The sequence below is a fragment of the Paenibacillus sp. FSL H8-0261 genome (assembly GCF_045040645.1).
Classification (GTDB): Bacteria; Bacillota; Bacilli; order Paenibacillales; family Paenibacillaceae; genus Paenibacillus_AQ.
Genome location: NZ_CP150297.1, coordinates 1,016,752 through 1,036,880, shown reverse-complemented (window position 1 = coordinate 1,036,880; position 20,129 = coordinate 1,016,752). Strand labels below are relative to the sequence as shown.

At 43.7% G+C, this 20,129-nt stretch carries 15 protein-coding genes; 4 read left to right on the top strand and 11 right to left on the bottom strand.

Translation table 11 applies throughout. From position 1 onward, the window contains the following. Positions 1–39 precede the first annotated feature (39 nt). From MHI27_RS04520 to MHI27_RS04510, 3 genes are all read right to left on the bottom strand, one after another. Positions 40–1,341 (bottom strand): ABC transporter substrate-binding protein, encoded by a 1,302-nt coding sequence (locus tag MHI27_RS04520; RefSeq protein WP_042185065.1) that lies wholly within the window; start codon positions 1,339–1,341, stop codon positions 40–42. A gap of 61 nt (positions 1,342–1,402) precedes the next feature. Further along, entirely contained in the window at positions 1,403–2,236 is an 834-nt protein-coding gene (locus tag MHI27_RS04515) for a carbohydrate ABC transporter permease (RefSeq protein ID WP_042185063.1), read from the bottom strand. Then, on the bottom strand, positions 2,236–3,117 hold the full coding sequence (locus MHI27_RS04510; protein ID WP_076283845.1) for a carbohydrate ABC transporter permease: 882 nt from the start codon (positions 3,115–3,117) through the stop codon (positions 2,236–2,238). The genes MHI27_RS04515 and MHI27_RS04510 overlap by 1 nt, the downstream gene beginning before the upstream one ends. 136 nt (positions 3,118–3,253) lie before the next feature. Here MHI27_RS04510 and MHI27_RS04505 point away from each other — a divergent pair, with 136 nt between their 5' ends. Then, positions 3,254–5,074, top strand: coding sequence for a sensor histidine kinase (locus MHI27_RS04505; protein ID WP_405175697.1), 1,821 nt, complete (start codon positions 3,254–3,256; stop codon positions 5,072–5,074). Continuing rightward, positions 5,071–6,726, top strand: a complete 1,656-nt coding sequence (locus MHI27_RS04500) for a helix-turn-helix domain-containing protein (protein ID WP_405175696.1) — start codon at positions 5,071–5,073, stop codon at positions 6,724–6,726. The genes MHI27_RS04505 and MHI27_RS04500 overlap by 4 nt, the downstream gene beginning before the upstream one ends. A 106-nt stretch (positions 6,727–6,832) precedes the next feature. Here the strand turns inward: MHI27_RS04500 and MHI27_RS04495 are convergent, their stop codons facing one another. Beyond that, positions 6,833–7,999 carry an SGNH/GDSL hydrolase family protein gene (locus MHI27_RS04495; protein ID WP_405175695.1) on the bottom strand — a complete coding sequence of 389 codons (1,167 nt, stop codon included), beginning with the start codon at positions 7,997–7,999 and terminating at the stop codon, positions 6,833–6,835. Between the two features lie 124 nt (positions 8,000–8,123). After that, complete coding sequence (yicI, locus tag MHI27_RS04490) at positions 8,124–10,445, bottom strand: alpha-xylosidase (protein ID WP_405175694.1); 2,322 nt, start codon at positions 10,443–10,445, stop codon at positions 8,124–8,126. Positions 10,446–10,572: 127 nt separating this feature from the next. Between yicI and MHI27_RS04485 the strand changes: the two genes are divergently transcribed. Both MHI27_RS04485 and MHI27_RS04480 read left to right on the top strand, forming a co-directional pair. After that, entirely contained in the window at positions 10,573–11,463 is an 891-nt protein-coding gene (locus MHI27_RS04485) for an AraC family transcriptional regulator (RefSeq protein WP_042185052.1), read from the top strand. A gap of 124 nt (positions 11,464–11,587) precedes the next feature. Further along, entirely contained in the window at positions 11,588–12,346 is a 759-nt protein-coding gene (locus MHI27_RS04480; RefSeq protein WP_339245047.1) for a hypothetical protein, read from the top strand. A 99-nt stretch (positions 12,347–12,445) separates the two neighbouring features. Here the strand turns inward: MHI27_RS04480 and MHI27_RS04475 are convergent, their stop codons facing one another. The 6 genes from MHI27_RS04475 to MHI27_RS04450 all read right to left on the bottom strand — a co-directional run bounded on the left by MHI27_RS04475 (position 12,446) and on the right by MHI27_RS04450 (position 20,081). After that, a complete protein-coding gene (locus MHI27_RS04475; RefSeq protein WP_379423401.1) occupies positions 12,446–14,515 on the bottom strand; it encodes a class I SAM-dependent methyltransferase in 2,070 nt (689 codons plus the stop codon). A 127-nt stretch (positions 14,516–14,642) separates the two neighbouring features. Beyond that, on the bottom strand, positions 14,643–15,518 hold the full coding sequence (locus MHI27_RS04470) for a radical SAM/SPASM domain-containing protein (protein WP_042124302.1): 876 nt from the start codon (positions 15,516–15,518) through the stop codon (positions 14,643–14,645). Positions 15,519–15,537: 19 nt separating this feature from the next. Beyond that, positions 15,538–16,524: a Gfo/Idh/MocA family protein gene (locus MHI27_RS04465; protein WP_042185046.1), complete on the bottom strand. Its 987-nt coding sequence runs from the start codon at positions 16,522–16,524 to the stop codon at positions 15,538–15,540. A gap of 345 nt (positions 16,525–16,869) precedes the next feature. Beyond that, positions 16,870–18,258 (bottom strand): threonine synthase, encoded by a 1,389-nt coding sequence (thrC, locus tag MHI27_RS04460; protein ID WP_405175693.1) that lies wholly within the window; start codon positions 18,256–18,258, stop codon positions 16,870–16,872. 102 nt (positions 18,259–18,360) lie between these two features. Beyond that, positions 18,361–18,864: a CYTH domain-containing protein gene (locus tag MHI27_RS04455; RefSeq protein ID WP_076283838.1), complete on the bottom strand. Its 504-nt coding sequence runs from the start codon at positions 18,862–18,864 to the stop codon at positions 18,361–18,363. 230 nt (positions 18,865–19,094) lie between these two features. Then, positions 19,095–20,081, bottom strand: a complete 987-nt coding sequence (locus tag MHI27_RS04450; protein WP_405175692.1) for a phosphotransferase — start codon at positions 20,079–20,081, stop codon at positions 19,095–19,097. Positions 20,082–20,129 lie beyond the last annotated feature (48 nt).

The following is a 20,129-nucleotide window of genomic DNA, read 5'->3' as shown; positions in this document are numbered from 1 at the left end:
CACTAGTCCATTTTAATCTTCTTTATGAACGAGTTTCACTTATTTCTTAAGCTTGTCCCAAGCTGCTTGCATGCCTGTCATCCAGCCATTCACATCAACCTTGCCAGCGATCATCTGTTGAATCACACTAGCAAATTCTTGAGTTACACCATCAGGGAATTTAGAGGATTGCAAACCATACACTTTGTCTTCTTTTACATAGTTCCATACGTCAGATCCAAGCTTACCGATATCTTCAGGAGTTGCTTCGATGGTGGACAACGCAGGGATGAATTTCCATTTTTTAACGATGTACTCTTTACCCATATCTGAAGTTACCAACCAGTTCAAGAATGTTTTAGCTTCTTCTTTAGATCCGGAATCTTTGTTGATAACAAGGTTTGCAGGAATACCTACAGTCATTTTGTCATTCTTTGCAGCATCTTCATTGATTGGCATAGGGAACATACCGATGTTCATGTCAGGTGTAATGTTATCAACAAGGGTTTGTGCCCAGTTACCTTCTTGCATCATTGCAGTTTCACCTTTAGCAAACATAGCCAAGTGAGTGTTAGCATCTGTAGTCAACGGATTTTTTTGTCCGTATTTCAAAGTCAAGTTGAGCAAGTTGCTCCAATCTTCAAACACTTTGTTACCTACGATTGTACCCGTACCGTCATTCAAGCTCTTAATGAAGCCATTTACATCATCTTGTTGAGCAAATGCTACGCTGATCCCTTGGTTACCAAGGAGCCACCATTCTTGATACGCATTACCAAAAGGAGTTACGCCAATCGCTTGCAATTTCTTAGCTGCATCTTCTAGTTGTGACAATGTTTTAGGAGTTTCAGTGATGCCTGCTTTTTCGAACAGGTCTTTGTTATATACAAAACCAATTCCTTCAAGGTTCATTGGCATACCGTACACTTTACCGTCTTTAGTCATTGGCTCTGCTGCCATAGGAATCAGATCTTTCACCCAAGGTTGATCGGACAGATCTTCCATCTTATCTCCCCAAAGCTCCATTTCAGCATATCCACCATTTGAGAAAATGTCAGGCGCGTCGCCGGAAGCAAACTTAGTCTTCAGTGCTGCAGCGTAATCGGCACCACCACCAACGGTTTGAATATCCAGCTTGATGTTAGGGTGTTCTTTTTCAAATTCAACCTTAAGCTCATTAAGACCTTCAACGATTTCAGTTTTGAATTGAAAGATCTTAACCGTCTTTACTTCACCTTTATCTGTGCCAGCGCTTCCATTTTGTGAGTTACTAGAAGCGTTATTGCCTCCACCGCATGCTGTTAATGCTAAACTCATAGCCATTACTGCCGAAAGTGCAACTGCCGAGCGTTTCTTATTCATTATATTTTCCCCCTTAAGATAGTGGACTACTTATGAAATATTTGGAACGGAGGGCTCGGTGTTAACCTTTCACCGAGCCAGCCGCTATTCCCTCAACAATGTAACGCTGCATGAACAGATAGAAAATGATAATTGGAGCAATCCCGATTACGAGAGCCGGAAGCGCCATATCCCATTGTTTGGTGTATTGACCAAAGAAGGAGAAGGTCGCCAGCGGAATGGTCCGAAGTTCTGGTGCCTGAAGAATCAAGGAAGGCAGCAGATAGTCATTCCATATCCCAAGTGCATTAAGCACGATCGTTGTCATTACCATTGGCTTCAGCAAAGGAAGTACTATGCGGAAGAATACGGTAATTGGATTACATCCATCAACTGTAGCCGCCTCTTCAATTTCAAGCGGAACGGACTTGATAAAGCCGTGGAATAGAAAGATTGCCATTGGAACACTGATCCCTAGATTCGTGATAATCAAACCCAGGAAGGAGTTGTTTACTCCCATTACATTTACAACTTTCAAGATTGGAATCATGATCGTTTGAAACGGAACAACCATTGCGGCTACGAACAACAGTAACAAAAACTGATTAAATTTCGTATTCGCCCGAACCATACGATAAGAAGCCATCGCACTAAACAGAGAGATTAGAATAACACTGATAACAGTTATGATAACCGAATTTCGGAAAGCTTCACCGAAACGTGCCAATTTCCAAGCACTTGTATAGTTCGACCACATAAATGTCTGTGGCCAGCTTGCAGCATCACTCAGAATTTCACCGAACGATTTCACTGAGTTTGCTAGCAAGAAATAAAATGGAGACAGGAAGAGCAGGGCCAGAAGAATCATCAACACTTCCACGCCGATATTCCATCTGCTTTTTGTCTTGGCGTTCATTAAGCTTCTACCTCCTTGCTCTTCGTAATACGGACTTGAATCAGGGTGATAATCGCCACGATAACGAAGAACAGCAGCGCTTTAGCAGTACCCAGACCGTAACGATTGTTCAGGAAGGCTTCATTGTAAATATTCATAGCAACCGATTCAGTAGATTTGAACGGTCCACCTTTCGTTAAGGAAAGGTTAAGGTCGAACATTTTGAAGGACCAAGAAATGGCCAAGAACAAACCAATAGTTACAGCAGGCATTATTAATGGAACTACAATGTTGCGTAGTACCTGCCAACGAGAGGCACCATCAATATCAGCCGCTTCCAGGACTTCTTTCGATACGTTACTGAGAGAAGCGATGTAGATAACCATCAGATAACCGGAAGACTGCCAAACAAAAACCATTACAATCGCCCAGAAGCCGGTTGTTGCATCACCCAGCCAAGGAAGATTAAAGAACGACCAGCCCGTGAGTTCTCCCATTGTTGCGAACCCTTTGATGAAGATAAATTGCCAGATGAACCCGAGCAGCAATCCCCCAATAACGTTCGGCATAAAGAAGATCGTCCGAAGCATGTTACGTGTCTTTAATGGTTTCGTTAACAGATAAGCTAGGAAAAACCCTACCACATTAGTCAAAATTACACCTAACACAGTAAACCTTACGGTAAACCAAAAGGAAGACCAGAAGTCGGGGTCATTCGTAAATATAGTGGTGAAGTTTTGAAATCCGACCCAACTTACATTACCGGATACACCGTTCCAGTCTGTGAAGGAGTAATACATCCCCATGATAAATGGGATAATCGTTATTAAGGTAAAAAACAAAACTGCAGGACCAACGAAGAATACCTGTTGACCTAACTGGGACAACTTAGTGCCGCGCATTTATTGTCCCCCCCTTTCTTTTGCTCACTTACTTGTTTATGCTTTATACACATATTATCTGTTTTTTTGAGCGCACCTCACACCTACGGAAGTGATCTTTCAGGTGTAAAATATTGATCGGATGTGACAAATTTCGATGAAATGGAACACAATTCGCACAAAAATGATCGTTTTCATCCTACTTCCAACACTAATTTGTATTATGGCCACGATGTTTATAAGCTACCACTTTAGTACTCAATCCTTAAGAACAAGAGCAGTAGATGAGAATACGAACCTTCTCTTTCAAGGTACTAGAAACATTGAAAGTCTGATTCAGGAAATCAATCGACTCTCCCTTATCGTCTATTCAGATTCAGAATTCTACAGATCTCTCGAAGCTGGATACGAGGATATGCTAGCAAATGCAAGAATTTATTCTTCTCTGAATTACATTTCATCATCTATGCCTGACATATCTCAGGTCTATTTATACGGTGTCAAGGACAACAAAGCCACTCTGCTCACCCAAAATACACCGAAACGTTGGCAGGGTGTTCCACCTTATCCTGACTCCAAGATCACTACCGATTCTGCGGTATCCTTACAGAGTACGCATTTAAGTCATAGCTACGGCCTAACGGCACCGATCCCGCAATTTATACCGGAGCCAGTGTTTACCTTACACAGAAGAATCGAAAGAGTCCCTACCACAAAAGCGCTTGGCTACCTGTCGATTGATGTCAAGCTAACGGCTCTAACCGACATCATCAGTCAGTTATATGATCAGAAGCAGGAGAAAATCTGGCTGCTGGATGGCAACGGAAACATTGTCTACGGGGACAATAGTGAAGAATTCGGCAAGAAACTGAATGCAGCTTGGTACGATACGAACATCAGGGACAAGCAAAGCTCACAAGGATACTTTGAAGAGGATAAAGCTATGTTTATTTACCAGAATATCGAAGGTCCAGGGTTAAATTGGACGCTGGTGAAGCAGATTCCCGTATCTTATCTTTTCCGAGAAGCCAATGAGGCGGCAACGATCAATATAGCACTGATGGTCCTGCTGCTGATTACAATTACAACGCTAACGATCCTAATCTCTTTTCGAATCACCGCCCCGATTAAGCAGTTGACCCGCTATATGAATCAGGTCCAGACCGGGAAGCTTGATATCGATATCCGTCCCATGGGCAAAGACGAGATCGGTGTCGTTACAGAACGGTTCCGCAGTATGATGGATACGATCAACAATCTGATCCTAAGAGAATACAAGCTGGAATTAACTAATAAAACGAATGAATTGCGGGCTTTGCAAGCGCAAATCAATCCGCATTTCCTTAACAACACCTTGCAGATCATCGGTACGCTTGCCTTGGAACTTAAAGTACCCCAAATCTACTCTCTTCTTTCTGCACTAGCGAAAATGATGCGCTACAGCATGTACAATGAGGAGAAGATTGTCACGGTTAAGGATGAACTGGATCATGTCAAAGCTTACATCGAACTACAGAAGGAACGTTTTGAAAATAAATTCAGTTTCCGTTACGATATGGAGGAAGCTCTTTTAGAGACATTTATGCCTAAGATGATTCTGCAGCCTATTGTAGAAAACTATTTCAAACACGGTTTTAACCATTCCCGCTCAGACGGATTTGTTGAGATCACCGCGGCCAAATTGGGCGACAAGCGAATGGAAATCTGTATTCAAAACAATGGAAATGCTATCCCTTCAGCGAAACTGGATCTTTTGCGGCAGAAGCTTCAACATTCCACTAGAACAGATATAGATTTATTAAGAAATACAGAGCAAGACAAGGAAGCTACAGGATCTGGTATTGGTTTGCCGAACGTTCTGGCTCGGCTCAAGCTCGTATGCGGAGATAGCGCCATCTTGACGGTGGACAACCTCCGAGTAGGTGGAGTGGTTGTAAGACTGGAAATAGACATTATAGCGGAGCGTGAGACGATATGAAGGCGTTAATTGTTGATGACGAGGCGAGAGTTAGAAAAGCTGTTAGACTTCTTGTCGACTGGGACGCACATCAAATCAATGAAATTCTGGAAGCCGGAAACGGAAATGAAGCTATTGAGATCATTCGGCAAGTGAAACCAGCCTTGGTCATTATGGACATGATGATGGAATCCGGTAATGGCGTAGAATTAATGACATGGGTTAACGAATTTGCCGGCAACATCAAATTCATTGTGGTTAGCGGACATAATGATTTCGAGTTCGTGCGCCAGACTGTTCGTCATGGTGGAATTGATTATATCCTTAAGCCCATTGAAGCGGAGGCAATCAATGTAGCAATCGCTAAGGCAGTGGCTGCTTGGCGTTCAGAGGAAGCTGACCGTAGCGAACGACAGAAGCAGAACATTCAGCTTAATGAGTTCAAGCCCATCTACGGAGAAAAACTGCTATCCGCGCTAATCGATGATCCGATCAACTCGGAATTATCTCTTCGAAGGTTGCGAAGCGATGGCATTATCCCGGAAAACGTCCTCTCTTCGCGCCTAATACTGGTGCAGACAGATACAGGAAATAATCTCCTACTTAACCGTTTTGGAGGAGACACCGGTCTCCTGAACTACGCTATCGTCAATATTTGTAATGAATTTTTGCAAGGTCAGCGTAAGGGTGTGGCTTTTCGTTACTGGGGAGGTCCTTCTGAGATTGCCATCATTCTATGGGATATCCAAACGTCTGTTGTCGAGCTTATAGGGAGAATTAATCAGGGTATCTATTCTACTTTGCAGGTCCGAATGCATTTCGGAATTAGCTGCATCGGCAGCCTGCCTAAGCAATTATCTTATCAGCGTGCAGAGGTGGCTGAGGCCTTACAGCGTAGAAATTTATTAATTCATGAGGATTACTGCCATTTTTCTACTTCCTCCGAAGAGTTTAAAGAGCGCAATGAAACCGCAAAGACAGAAATTCAAGGACATGCATCGCCGACGATCTTCGCACATGTGAAGGAAGATTGGAAAATGGCGGTCATCAGCGGAAGCTCTGATGTATTGTCCGCGGCAGCACAGCACTGGGTGGACGAGCTTAGCCGATGCGGAATTGTTACACCGGAGATTCTAAACTCGTGGAAGAATGATGCACTCTTATTTCGTTCCCAGCTGGTACGGGAAACGTTAGGCCCTGATGCCGATAGTGCACTAGCCGAGTTAGAACAGGCCGACCAGCTTCACCCAGCTCCTTATACGAATGGTTACTCGTTCTCCTTATTTGCTTGGCGTGACTGGTCATTTGATCTGATGGAGCGAATATCAAAAGTGATAGCCGCTAAACAAGCTAAAGAAAGCAATCCTATGCATGATATCGTGAAATATATCGAACTTAATTATGCCTCTGATCTATCCTTACAGGAGATTGCCGGAAAGTTCTTTGTTAGCCGTGAATATATTTCACGCCGATTCAAACAGGAATACGGCATTAATTTCTCCGATTTCATCGTTAACGTCCGGATAGATAAAGCTAAATTGCTTATGCAGAACCCTCGTCTAAAGCTGTCGCAAATTTCCGAAATGGTGGGGTTTCATGATGTGAAGTATTTTAGCAAGGTATTCAAGAAACAGGTTGGTGTATCACCCAAGGACTATCGAAACCAGTTTTAAATTTAATTAATACCACGCTACGAGAAAACGGTTGTCTCCTTTATGGAAGACAACCGTTTTCTCGCAGAAATATAAAGATAATGTATAGCGTGAAACTTATATTTTCTTATATTTTTAAAAAGGCGTCCGCGACCGTCTTACCGGCTATGCCGTTCGGATGCGGGTCGTCTGTTCCACTCATAAACTCTGGTCTGATCCGGTGATCGTCTGGTGCAGGCAATGACAATAGGCTTGCTATATCAAACACCCGGCTCACACCTATAGGCGGATTAGACAAAATCTCACGATTCACCTTGCGCCAAGTTTCTTCTCTTTCACCCTGAAAATTGAACGGTGGCACCGTACTTAGAATAATATTAGCTTCAGCATTTGCCCCCTTGATCTTAGAAATAATGGTCTGCAAGTCACCAAGAAGCTCGTCCGCCGAACGGCAGCCAATATCAATATCATTTACTCCGAGTACGATCATCACTTCATCACTTTGCTTAGTTTTGTTTAGCCATGGACCATCCGCGGCGACATCATAAGCTCTAGCCCAGCCAGAGCCGAGATTCCATACACCAATATCCGTGCCAAGGCCATCCGCAATTCTCGCGACCCAATATTCGTACTCATCCTTTAATGTCCGCACACCTTGAGTAATCGAATCCCCCAAGAATACTAGTTTCTTGGTAACAGATTTCTTATACCCAATGAAGCTTGGCAGTACCAAAAGATTATCAGACGCTGTAAAACCATCCGCTGATTGCTGTGCGGCAAGATTTCCGGGCGCGTCATAAGCTGAAACCAGCATCCCTTCAACATTGAAAGGAATCGATTTACCTGCAGTGAGTGTCTTAATCGTCCACGTAAACGCCAAGTAATGACCCTCCGGCAGAACAATGCTTGTCTCATCACTCCAGAAACATTCGCCAGCCGCAACGGATTTTGAGGCTTTGCCCTCAAAGGTAAGCGCATGCTGTGTATTCTCAGCTATTGTTCCGTCTGGTTCTGTTCCTCCGTCAGCGATATAAGCTGTCTCGATAACCCAGTCGCCTCCAGGTTCACTGCCTACAGCTTCTTGCCCTTGATCCCATGTAGAATCCACCGCATTGCTATGCCAGAACTTTAACTTCAACGTACCATTTTCCCTTAAACGAATATAAGTCCGGAAGGTATGCGTAAACGGTTCTCGCCTATTCATTATAAAATTCGCTGCAGTTGAAAGAACCGTTGCTGAGGTATATTCCGTCTGGTTCAATACTCCACTTCCCTTTGTTAAATTAGTATCCATAACGTTCCCCCGTTATTCAGTAAGATTGTAACACTAAAACCTCTCCAATAAACCAAGGGAACAGATCGTCCACCCAGTTTACAAGAGAGGTTATGGCTATATCAATATGCTTTAAGAAACAATCTTATTTCAATGTAATCGTAAACGATACGGTTTTTGCACCTGCGTTTACTTTTACTGTAGTTTCATCTACTTGCTCTGCACCTTCTACAGAAGCGATAGCTCCCAGATCTTTAAGTGAAAGCGAGAATGCTTTACCGCTACCTTCCGCAGTAACTGTTACCGTACTGCCTTTACGGTCAGCCTTCACAGTCAATTCAGGAGCACCTTTGAGATCACGAACGGTTGCAGAAGTCGTAGTGCCATCTTCAAGTGAATATAAGCCGAATTTAACGCCATTCGCATAGTCGTAATCCGGTTTGTTATCCACACTGCCGATTGCCAGCAAGGAATTCTGGCGAACGAATAGTGGCAGGCTAAAGAAATCATATTTCTCTTTGCGCCATGATCCACCTTGTACGGTTTCACCAGTAAGCAAGTGAGTCCAGCGACCAGCCGGCAAGTAGTACTTCGCTTCGCCGTTTTCTTGGAAGATTGGGGCTACAAGCAAGGATTCACCTAGCATGTATTGACGATCCAACACTTCGCAAGTAGGATCTTCCGGGAATTCCATAACCATAGCCCGCATAGAAGCCCAGCCATGTTCATGAGCCTGTCCTGCTACATCATACAGATAAGGCATCAAGCTACATTTGAGTTTGGTGAAGAAACGGGTAACATCACAAGCTTCATCATCATAAGCCCAAGGCACACGGTACGAAGTGCTACCATGCAGACGGCTGTGACTGGACAATAGTCCAAACGCCAACCAGCGTTTGAATACATGTGCCGGAGCCGTGTTCTCAAAGCCACCGATATCATGACTCCAGAAACCGAAACCAGACAATCCTAGAGATAATCCACCGCGAAGGCTCTCTGCCATGGATTCATAATCTGCGTAGCAGTCACCGCCCCAGTGAACTGGGAACTGTTGGCCACCGGCAGTTGCAGAACGTGCGAACAATGCCGCTTCATTTTTACCAAGCTTCTCTTCTAGCACTTCAAATACAACCTTGTTGTACAATTGAGTGTAGTAGTTGTGCATTTTCATCGGATCAGATCCGTCGAAGTAAACTACATCTGTAGGAATACGCTCGCCGAAGTCTGTCTTGAAGCTATCTACGCCCATATCTACCAAATCACGCAGGTAGCCGGCATACCATTCACAAGCCGCAGGGTTGGTGAAGTCCACCAGTGCCATACCTGCTTGCCACAAATCACATTGATAAATGTCACCATTAGGTTTTTTGAGCAGATAACCATTTTTCTTGCCTTCTTCAAACAAGCGGGAACGTTGCCCGATATAAGAGTTGATCCATACGCAGATCTTCAGCCCTTTATCTTTCAGGCGTTTCAGCATGCCTACTGGGTCAGGGAATACGCGCTCATCCCACTGGAAATCGGTCCATTGATATTCACGCATCCAGAAACAATCGAAGTGGAATACGCTCAGTGGTAGATCGCGCTCTGCCATACCATCTACGAAGGAGTTTACGGTTGCTTCATCGTAGTCGGTAGTGAAAGAAGTCGTCAGCCACAGGCCGAATGTCCAAGCTGGAGGAAGTGCAGGTTTGCCAGTAAGTGATGTGTAGTTGCTGATAACTTCTTTGATGGTAGGACCATCAATCACGAAGTATTCTAAGCTTTCTCCAGCTACGCTGAATTGCGCTTTTTTCACTTTTTCCGAAGCGATCTCATAAGAAACCAACTCAGGGTGGTTAACAAATACGCCATAGCCTTTGCTGCTTACATAGAAAGGAACATTCTTATAAGCTTGCTCGGAGCTAGTACCACCGTCTTTGTTCCAAAGATCTACGGTCTGTCCATTCTTTACAAAAGCGGTAAAACGCTCACCCAAACCATATACGAATTCACCTACACCGAGATCCAGCTCTTCACGCATATACGTGTTGCCGTCTTGATCCGTGATATAAGCCATGGACTTGAAACCGCTGCCTGTAATTCTCTCGTCTCCACGATAGAAATCCACAGCCCATTGTTGGCCTTTGCGAATCACTACACGCAGTCCGCCGCTGATCAGCACAGTCTCGGAATCGTTTTCTTCAATCTTAACGTGATCTCCAGTACCTTTCGTGAGTTCGAAGACTGGACCGCGTTCTTGTACGCCATCATGATGAATAATCTTAACCCCTACCACACCTGGAAGCGGGGAATGAAATTTTACAGTAAGCAGGGTTGAATTCAGCGTCGCTGAACGCCCTGTGATTGGAGTTGTTTGAGTAATTGCTGTTAATCCATCTGGAGTCTTTTCTACAACATAATTTTGAACTGCACCGTTAATCGTGATACCATCACGCACCAGCCAGAGACCATCAGTAAATTTCATTGTGTACTTGCCACCTTTCAATTTGGTGTTTATAGTTGCATTATACCGATAAAAAATAAACAAAACTAATACTATATAGCTCATTTATAACACTATTTTGATGTTTTATCCGAAAGGAGTGGCATTTATGGACCGTACAACCCAGAGTTTGCTAAAAGAAGACAGAGTGCATGGCGATAGCATGTTTCCGCTTGCAGCTTATTGGATAGAATTACCGGCTGGAACACATGTCCTCGATACCCATTGGCATGAAGAAGCAGAGTTTTTTATGCTGCTCGAAGGAGAAATTCTGTTTCAGGTGGATACCGAATATTTCCCACTTAAAGCCGGTGAGGCTGTATTTATCGAGTCTGGTGATATTCACGCTGCCTATGTACTGAACGAAGATACGCCCTGCAAATTTTGTGCGCTCGTGTTTCTTCCTGATCTTCTCGCTAGTGCCCAATATGATACGATCCAGCAGAACACCATCTTACCCCTTCAGGAGAAAAGACAAAGCTTTCCTCGCCACCTAACACCGGCTGTGAAATGGCAGCATGAACTTCTCGGGCACTTAGAACGCATGATGGACGCCTACGCTGCGCAATCTCCCGGGTTTGAAGCTTTTATTAAAGGCACGTTACTCATCATGCTCTCGCTGATTGCTCCAGAGGATCGTTTTGTAAACCGCAGCCAGCTGGATGACGCTGATACTACTAAGATCAATCGACTTAAGAAGATTATTCTCTATATTCAGGATAACTATCAGGAGCCGATTAGAACTCGGGACCTCTCCGACCTTATCCCCATGAGTGAAGGACAGTTCTGCCGTTTTTTCAAAGAAATGACCCGTAAGACTCCAGTAGATTACATTAACTCTTACCGAATTCGCCAAGCCGCCGATCTACTGCAACAAAGCAACAGAAAAATATCCGACATCGCATTCGAGGTCGGATTCGATAATGTGAGCTATTTTATTAAAGTGTTTCGCAGAGCGATGAAATGCTCGCCTTCGGAGTTTAGGAAGGGGTCCCGTTGACATCTTGTTGTTCGACTTCTATTCATCGGTCGTTCTGAAGCTAATGGCTCTCTTTATTAATTCTTCCTGTTCATCTACCGATATATTATAGATAAATCTTATCGTCGTAGGAGGAGAATAAGCTATGCATATAACGAATATGACCTCTGCTATGGGAACGAGACTTAATGTAGCTGTTAGTCACCAAACTAACGATAAAACCATAAATTCAAACAGCAAGACAAGTGGTAGCGGAGACCACTTATCGTTAAGCAAATCTGCAAAAGCAGCTTTTCAAAATCAATCTAAAATGAGCGGAATGGTTGATTCTCTACTTAAACAAAAACAGAGTATCATCGATAGCAAGAACAGCCTAATTGAAAGAACCACCAAAAACTCACATAACCTTGATTCTATTCAAGATCAACTTAAGGAATTCGATAAACAGCTCCAAACGATTGACCAACAAATTGCGAAGTACACCTTTGAAGAGCAACAAAAGAACTTAGAAAAAGCTCAAAAAGAAGATCTATCGGATGAACCTAAAACCGAGCAAGAGATACAAAACGAAAGATTGAATACGATTGTTGCTATAAGCCAAAATGTTTCACAAATGGAGGTAGTTTCTTCTACCCATTCTAAGATGCATGGCGAGGCAAGAGTTCTGACCAAGGAAATCGAATCGGATGAAGCTCGTTCTACTCATTCTGCAACAGCCAAACGTGAGCAGTTATCCAAAATCGAAGATAGAATATCGGAAATGAATGAAACGTTAGGCGATACCATAAAAGACACCGGAGATAAAATTAAAGATCAGGAACGGACTGAGAAATTAGCCACCTACCAAGAAATTCAGCGTTTAGCCGAAGATTCTGATAAGTCGCAGCTAGAAATACTAATCTAACAAAGACAAAATTCTCTATATAGAAAAAGCAATCGGACCTCTACCACATCAAAGGGGTTGCCGATTGCTTTTTTATATGCAGATGATGTTATCTTTCAACTATTCCTTCCGAATCACGATAAAGCAGGTGCTGTCTGGCAAGGCCACTTCCTGTCCGCTCTCATCCATGAACCTTACTCTATCGCGCAGCGCTTCGGTATAACCTTCTTGCAAGTAATGCCGGAAAACTTCAATCTTCGCTTGCTTTCCTAAAGTCTGTTCAATAAATGAGGCAAACTCCGTAGGGGTAAAATAACCAAACTGTTCCTGTACTTCATGAATGTAAGCCTCTTCGCCCCAGGTATACGTATATAAAAACTCCATGGCATCATTAACAGGCATGAGTACTTCTTCTTCCCCTAATCTCTGATACTGAAGCTGACGTCCGGCAAAATCCTTCGCATAACGCTCCAGCCACGCCATACCGTCCTCCTCCAGAAAACGAACTTTCCGCAGCAATGCTGTGGGTTCGGTCATTATCCCATCGCGGATAATGATAACCCCGCCCACTGACAATACATCAAAAGCACTTCGCAGGGCGGCCGAGACGGTGTCATGATTGAACTTTTTACCATTAAGCGGCACATAAGAATATAGCTCATGCAAAATCGAAGAAAAAATTACCGTACCCACCGTTCCAGCCTCTACGAAATCTTCAAGGTTCAACGCATCTCCCTGCAGGACCTCCCACTGACGACCTTCCCGTTGCTTGCGCTGCCGCAGAGCTTCCACTACATTGCTCGATATATCAATGCCGATAGGGGTAACCTCTGGCATCCGCTCTTCCAGCAAATCCAGCAGCACACCGCCGCCAGGGCCGATATCCAGCACTTTTTTCCCAATGACATGCTCCAGAATTACAGCCTTATAATCTGCGGTATTATTCATTTGACTTAAGTAGGTATCTTCATTATGAAAACGGTCGAAGGCGTCTCTGCGTAGCTCGAACAAGTCGAATAACAGCAACACAGCACGTTCATACAAGGGCGATTTTTCAGCTTCCATACAGAATTCGATCAGCTTCTCTGCCGCTGCCGAGAATTGAAACTGAAAAAACACCGTGTCTGGCAGATGTTCCTTAGCGTATGGACGAAGCATTAGATGAGGATTCTCATCAGGTAAAGTCCCTTTTTCGATATCCTCCCATGTAAGCTCCGATAAATATTTTTCTATAATCCGCTTCTTATAAACATTGATCTTCTTAACACCCTTGTAGTCATAGTAAATTCTGTTCATAACCTGCTCGAAGCTGATATGGCGTAGGGGTTCATTCTGAGCCCTTTGGGCTGCAAGCAACATCACCTTCAGAAATTGCTCCAACGAGAAGGTCTGCATTGCAGATTCCACATACCAGAAGATAGTGTTACTTAAAGACTCCAACCGTTCCGCATGGAAGCCTTCCTGTGTCAGCTTTGCCCATTCTGTAGTGAAATCCTCTCCTCTAGAGATCGGACCTAGCCGCATTCTGCGCAGTCTTTCTTTCATCGGCATTGGACTAGCAAGTTCACCGGATGCAATCAGAGTGATAAGCTGTTTCACTTCATGCTCTACATTCAGCCATAGCTCGGGAGATACAGCTCCGATGATGCAATGATTGAGTACGGTTAGCAAGCGTTCAAGTTCCTCGGCAGTCAGTAACTGTTCCTCCACAAGATCACGAAGCGGCTTATTTACTTCCGGAGGCACCTCCCCACGGATTTGCTGTCCTATCAGTCCATGGGTTTCAATAAGCCGATGAACCAGTGCGCTTTTGTCAGAGACCGTACCGCTCAAATGTTTCCCGTATAACTGTGCGGAGCCAATGTTATGTACAAAACAGTTAATGCCTTCCTCCTGCCAAAGTAACCGCTCCTTCAATGTGCCACCCTTAGCTGTTTCTGACCAGATTAATGTTTCTTCCACAAGCTCTTTGATCCAAATCGAACGGGGAAGCTGGTCTAGCAGCTGCAAACTGCGTTCCACATAATCCAGCACGGGATTCCTGCGGTCCAACTCCTCCAGAGATTCCACACGCTCCAAATTTACAATCTGCTCCTCGGCTTGGACAATAAGCTTCAGCCAGAGGTTATCCTCCAAATGATCTTGTATTCCTTCACGGTATAAGGTGATGGCTTCCAACGATTTCAGCATATACTCCTCCTTCGCTCCAAAGTGGAGACTATAAAGACTTATTATTATATATACACTCCCGTTAATTAAAAAACAGAACCAGGATTCATGAAATTGCCATGTCCCGGTTCTGTTTATATTCCAATCCTCAAGTTCCGAACCGTTGCCGATATCCGCACTTGCGGCACAGCTCTTCTACTGCCTCTCTACGAGAGAACCCGTAAAACAGATTGTTCGCTCGCTCACCCTCTACGATTTCTGAGAATGGAGTCTCATGAATGTTGCCGAGGTTAATGACTCCTTCACCATCCAGACAGCACGGTACAACGGTACCATCCACAAGGATTGCCGCTTGGCTGCGTAGTGCATGACAGAACCCTTTTCCGTCATCTTCCGGCTCGTTCAGTGCAGGCCAACGGAACTCATGGTCCTGATTGAGATATACCCGTGGGGCAACCTTGACGCCGCTGCCAGGTACAACCTTTTCTTCGATCTTGAAATCAAGGTTAAAGGCTTCCTCCAGCACAGCAAGAGTCTCACGGTTCCGATTCTTCTCCAGATTGGTCAGATTATCCTCCGTCAAATTCCACAGCCGGAAGGAAATAATGACCCCTTGCGCGGAGGCTTCCCGTACAAAAGAAATAATCTCCGACAAATACCCTTCGCGGTTCTCAGATCCTTCATGCCCATCAAAGCTATGCAGAGAGAAGTTCATCTGTCGAAGTGCAGGTTTGCCGAGAATCTTAGGGCCAGCCTTATGAATTAACGTACCATTGGTAGTAATATTGACCTTGAACCCTTTGGCATGTGCCGCATCCAGCAGCTCACCAATCTTGGGATGCAGCAATGGCTCACCTTTTACGTGAAGGTAAATATGATTACTATGTGGCTTAATTTCATCTAATATCGTATTAAAAGTATCGAGCTTCATAAAGTTCTTCGTTCGGGCGGTTGGTGGACAAAAGCTGCAGGCTAGGTTGCAGACGCTTGTTATCTCAATGTATACCTTTTTAAAAGTCTTCAAGTGCTGCTCCCCATTCTATTTATAGATCTGCGGCATAGCGGAGGCCGATCTGTGCTCTGGCTTCCTCCATAACTTCTGCTACTGCCAAGGAATTGGCATGTGTATTAACTCTGCTTTCCCGTTCACCATTCTTAATTAAGTTGATAAATTCCTCAACCTCATAATACATAGACTCGAATACCTGAGGCTGCGTAAGCTCCTCGACGGTTCCGTCGCGATAATGAATCTTTACTTGGTAAGGTTGGTTGATCTTATCGATCACCATTGTACCACTTTCCCCTTGAATCTCAGCTGGCAAATAGGAATCAGCGATCTTGGAATGCATCACAACTGCATCCATATCATCATATTGCATGACAATACTTCCTTCTCCATCCACTCCAGAAGAGAGCATTAGACCCACAGCCTTTACAGACTTCGGTTTCCCGAATAACACTACCATAGGATACAAGCAGTAAACACCAAGATCCATCAACGAGCCATTAGAGAAGGCTGGGTTAAAAGCATTTAATACCGTTCCCTGTCTATAGGCGTCATATCTCGATGAGTATTGACAATAGCTTGCAAAATAACGACGTACTTGGCCAATCTTATACAAATTGTCTCTGATCACTCCGAAATTCGGCATGAAGGTCGATTTCATCGCTTCTACCAACAACACATCATTGTTCTGAGCGGCTTCAATCATTGCTCTAAGCTCCGCACTGTTTGAGGCAGCTGGTTTCTCACAGAGTACATGTTTGCCATGATTTAAGCACATAATCGCCTGCTCAGCATGCATGGAGTTCGGGCTTGCAATGTAAATAGCATCGACATCTTTACTGGAAACCATATCTTCCAAATTCGTATAAATTGTAGCTCCAGCATATTTTGCAGCAAAGGCCTGACCTTTCTCCATTGTGCGGGAGTACACGGCTGTCAGGATAAACTCCTCATTCTCCAAGCCGGCTTGCACGAAGCGGTCTGTAATAAAGTTTGTTCCAATGACCCCGAAACGAATTGTCATGATAATCCCGTCCTTTTTAGTTCTTACTAAAGCTCTATATGCTATTTTCTCACTCTCAGGGTAGTCATGTCTACTTTTCAGGACAAATTTCCGACAAATTCCGATAGATCCACTTTGTGAAAAAAAGCACCACTCCTTCATCTTTTGTCGATATCAAACTATTCATAGTAAACAGCGACATTATTTGTCGAAAGATGCAGTTAAACATCCCCACAAAGTGGGCCTTTGCTTCGATGCATAATCAGGTACTTTGCGGGGACCCCAAATATATTTTCTGAAACGTTAAAAAAGGCTCCCATTCTTAACTTAAGAACAGGAGCCTGCTGAGCCATATGGATTTACAACTTATTTATAAAAAGCCTGCAATTGACGCACAATTTCATCCTTGTCATGATCCACTACGGTTTGGTGTTGTGGCATCTCGAACAACGCTTTAATTTGTGCCGGGAATTCCTGCTTAATGTCAATCAGAGTAATCGCCTCATCAAACTTAGCTGGATGTGCGGTCGCGAAGGTAATCCCAATCTCATCCGAGCCATTAAAAGCTTCGTAAGCTGCGATTCCACATGCAGTATGCGGATCAAGTAGGTAGCTATATTCTTTTTGATACTTAGCAATTGTATTCAAGCATTGATCATTCTTCACGCCAAGCGCTGTAAAATCCTTCTGCACCTGCTGAAGCGCCTCGCCTTCAACCGTAATCTTGCCCTCGGTTTGCAGCTTGGACATATACGCGGATAGTTTCTCGGAATCCTCGCCTACCAAATAATATAGATAACGCTCAAAATTGCTCGCCACTTGGATATCCATCGAAGGACTGTATGTGCTTGTGAAGCTGCCCGGTTTGTATTCACCCGTGTTCACGAAACGCTCCAAGATGTTATTTTCATTCGTAGCAATAATCAGTTTGTTAATTGGTAATCCCATTTGCTTCGCCAAATATCCGGAGAAAATATTACCGAAGTTGCCGGAAGGCACGCTGATGTTAATCTTCTTCTCGCTGCTGCCATCGACATGCAAATACGCATAGAAGTAATAGACAGTCTGCGCCAGAATACGTACAAAGTTAATGGAGTTGATCGCACGCAGATGATAGCGACTCTTAAAGTCGAGATCCGCGAACAGATCCTTAATCACCTTTTGGCAATCATCAAAGTTACCATGAACAGACAGGTTCAGTACATTACTGTCATCAACCGTAGTCATCTGCAGCTCCTGCACTTTACTAACCTTACCATGCGGATGAAGAATACAGATCTTAATTCCTTCTTTGCCGCGGACACCCTGAATCGCAGCCGCCCCAGTATCCCCCGAGGTTGCTCCGAGGATGTGGATGATCTTGTTCTGCTTTTTGGAAATATACGAGTACAGCTCACCCATAAACTGCAGTGCTACATCCTTGAAGGCAAAAGTAGGGCCATGGAACAATTCTAATACATACAGGGAATCATTCACTTGGTGAATAGGCGTTACTTCTGGCGTGCGGAAATTGCCATAACTGGTATTGACCATGTCCTGCAAATCTTCTAAAGGAATCTCATCATTAGTGTAATAGGCGAAAATCTTCAGGAACAATTCCTGATAGCTAAGACTTCTCCACTCTTCTAAAGTAGCTGCTGAAACGACAGGAATCTCGGAAGGAACCATCAATCCGCCGTCATCGGCAAGTCCCATCAACACCGTATCGATAAAGCCTTTAGGTTCCACATTGCCTCTTGTGCTTATATACTTCATGCTCATCCTCCTGAACCCCTCATATACTATATATAAATATAAGTTTCACTTAATCGTTGCCTGTTTTCCCTATATACTACCACGTTTACGCGCTAAAGTCCGTTAATTCTTTGTCTTATTTTGCAGCTCTTTCCAGACGGTTTTGTTGCTGTACTGCCGTTCCGTGCTGACATCCTTGCCGAACCATTCCGGCGCCTTGAAGCTTTCCGCTTCCTCCAAAGATTCAAATTCAACCTCCAGAACGGACAATTTCAACTGAGAATAGACGTCGATCTCAACCGTTGTGCCATTCCACACCGCCGTAATCCGCTCTTTGACCAAGGCTACCGCATTAACCGCCTCAATCATCTGATTATATAAACCCTCTGAGATAAAATATTCGATCTCTTCGCGCTTGATCCCTTTGCCATCCTTAAACGTGTGTGTATACGTTACCTCACCTGAGTCCAGATCCGTAATTTTACGCACACGCAGCTCTTGTCCGCCGTCTATCGCCAGATAGGTCTGATCGATATTATGCCGGGTCACAATCTTCAATTCGCCTTCTTGAATAAGCTGCTCCGGAAATTCCGGCAGCAGAAACTTGCGTTCGATCTCCAAAGCCATGATGTTTCGCTCCTCTTCGTGCCATTTATTTTATATTAATAATCATCATAGGGGTGAGACAAACCCAAGTCAATGTAGATTATGGGGAAAAAAGTCTTGTTCTTATCGAATTACCTCAATAATAGAAACAGCGGCAGTCATGGACGTGGAGACAAAGCCCTAGACTGTCGCTGTTTAGTTGAGCAATAGTTACCCGTTAGCTTAACGAATAGTGGTTAATTTTACGCTGTCTAAAGATTTCCTAACAAAGCGGACATATTTTTTTGATTTTCTGCAAGCCAAATCATTTCCTTCGCAAAGCGAGCTGGCGGTACACTATGTTGATCCATGTTAGCATTAATCCACCATGTGCTTTCCATATACCACAACAACTGTAATGAATGTGTTAAATAGCCCTCTACCACGTCGCGTTCCTCACTGTACCCTTCCATAAACGCCGAAGCCAGGGAGACATCTAAATTATCATCTAAGGCACATGATATCACAGCACGAGCTACATCAAGCTGCGGATAGTCATATTTTAGTCGATCAAAATCTAGAATTGCAGATAATCCGTTATCATTAAATAAAAGATTATCTACCCAAAGGTCACGATGTGCCCATCCTGTTTGAAGTAATTCGAGTGGTTCTATATTCATTTCTTCAGTAGCTTTAAATTGAGTTTCTATCTCAGCAAGCAGCTGAGGTTTACCAAGTCCCTTAGTCTTTTCCCAAACGGAGTTCCAATGTGCTAAGCGCTCCTCACGACTTGGAGGAATAAATTGCGGACTATTTTTAATGCCAAGTGTCCCGTCATTTAACAATCGATGCATTTTTCCTGTTGCTCGACCTAAATCATATATTTGATGGACATTGATTTTACCTGGTGAAATTAGTTTTCCCTTGCAATACTCCATCACCAGGAAGCGTTCTCCATTATCAGATTCAAGCAAAATACTTTCATTCTGTGATAACACTTTGGGGCACGCTAGATCTTGGTCATACAATCTAATCTGTTGAGAGAGTGCTAACAATATCTCCTCTGACTTATATAATTTATATCTTTCTTTATTGTATTGTTTAAGTAACAATTCCCCTGCATCCGTCGTAACTTTCCACTTTAAGTTTAACCAGCCTCGTTTTATCGAAGTAGTTTCAATTACATTCAAACCGAATAAACGATGAAATGTTTTTAGTAGGTCATCCAAGATCATTTCCTCTGTTAATATTGTCTCCATCTGGTCAACTCCTATATTTATAGTGTATAAGTTTTTATTCCTTATGGA

What these genes read in the sequence shown, in the direction of transcription:
- MHI27_RS04495 (WP_405175695.1), bottom strand. Translation starts at nt 7,999, where the DNA reads ATGGATACTAATTTAACAAAGGGAAGTGGAGTATTGAACCAGACGGAA.
- MHI27_RS04465 (WP_042185046.1), bottom strand. Translation starts at nt 16,524, where the DNA reads ATGACAATTCGTTTCGGGGTCATTGGAACAAACTTTATTACAGACCGC.
- MHI27_RS04505 (WP_405175697.1), top strand. Translation starts at nt 3,254, where the DNA reads ATGAAATGGAACACAATTCGCACAAAAATGATCGTTTTCATCCTACTT.
- MHI27_RS04480 (WP_339245047.1), top strand. Translation starts at nt 11,588, where the DNA reads ATGCATATAACGAATATGACCTCTGCTATGGGAACGAGACTTAATGTA.
- MHI27_RS04455 (WP_076283838.1), bottom strand. Translation starts at nt 18,864, where the DNA reads ATGGCTTTGGAGATCGAACGCAAGTTTCTGCTGCCGGAATTTCCGGAG.
- MHI27_RS04510 (WP_076283845.1), bottom strand. Translation starts at nt 3,117, where the DNA reads ATGCGCGGCACTAAGTTGTCCCAGTTAGGTCAACAGGTATTCTTCGTT.
- MHI27_RS04485 (WP_042185052.1), top strand. Translation starts at nt 10,573, where the DNA reads ATGGACCGTACAACCCAGAGTTTGCTAAAAGAAGACAGAGTGCATGGC.
- MHI27_RS04515 (WP_042185063.1), bottom strand. Translation starts at nt 2,236, where the DNA reads ATGAACGCCAAGACAAAAAGCAGATGGAATATCGGCGTGGAAGTGTTG.
- yicI (WP_405175694.1), bottom strand. Translation starts at nt 10,445, where the DNA reads ATGAAATTTACTGATGGTCTCTGGCTGGTGCGTGATGGTATCACGATT.
- MHI27_RS04520 (WP_042185065.1), bottom strand. Translation starts at nt 1,341, where the DNA reads ATGAATAAGAAACGCTCGGCAGTTGCACTTTCGGCAGTAATGGCTATG.
- MHI27_RS04475 (WP_379423401.1), bottom strand. Translation starts at nt 14,515, where the DNA reads ATGCTGAAATCGTTGGAAGCCATCACCTTATACCGTGAAGGAATACAA.
- MHI27_RS04500 (WP_405175696.1), top strand. Translation starts at nt 5,071, where the DNA reads ATGAAGGCGTTAATTGTTGATGACGAGGCGAGAGTTAGAAAAGCTGTT.
- MHI27_RS04450 (WP_405175692.1), bottom strand. Translation starts at nt 20,081, where the DNA reads ATGGAGACAATATTAACAGAGGAAATGATCTTGGATGACCTACTAAAA.
- thrC (WP_405175693.1), bottom strand. Translation starts at nt 18,258, where the DNA reads ATGAAGTATATAAGCACAAGAGGCAATGTGGAACCTAAAGGCTTTATC.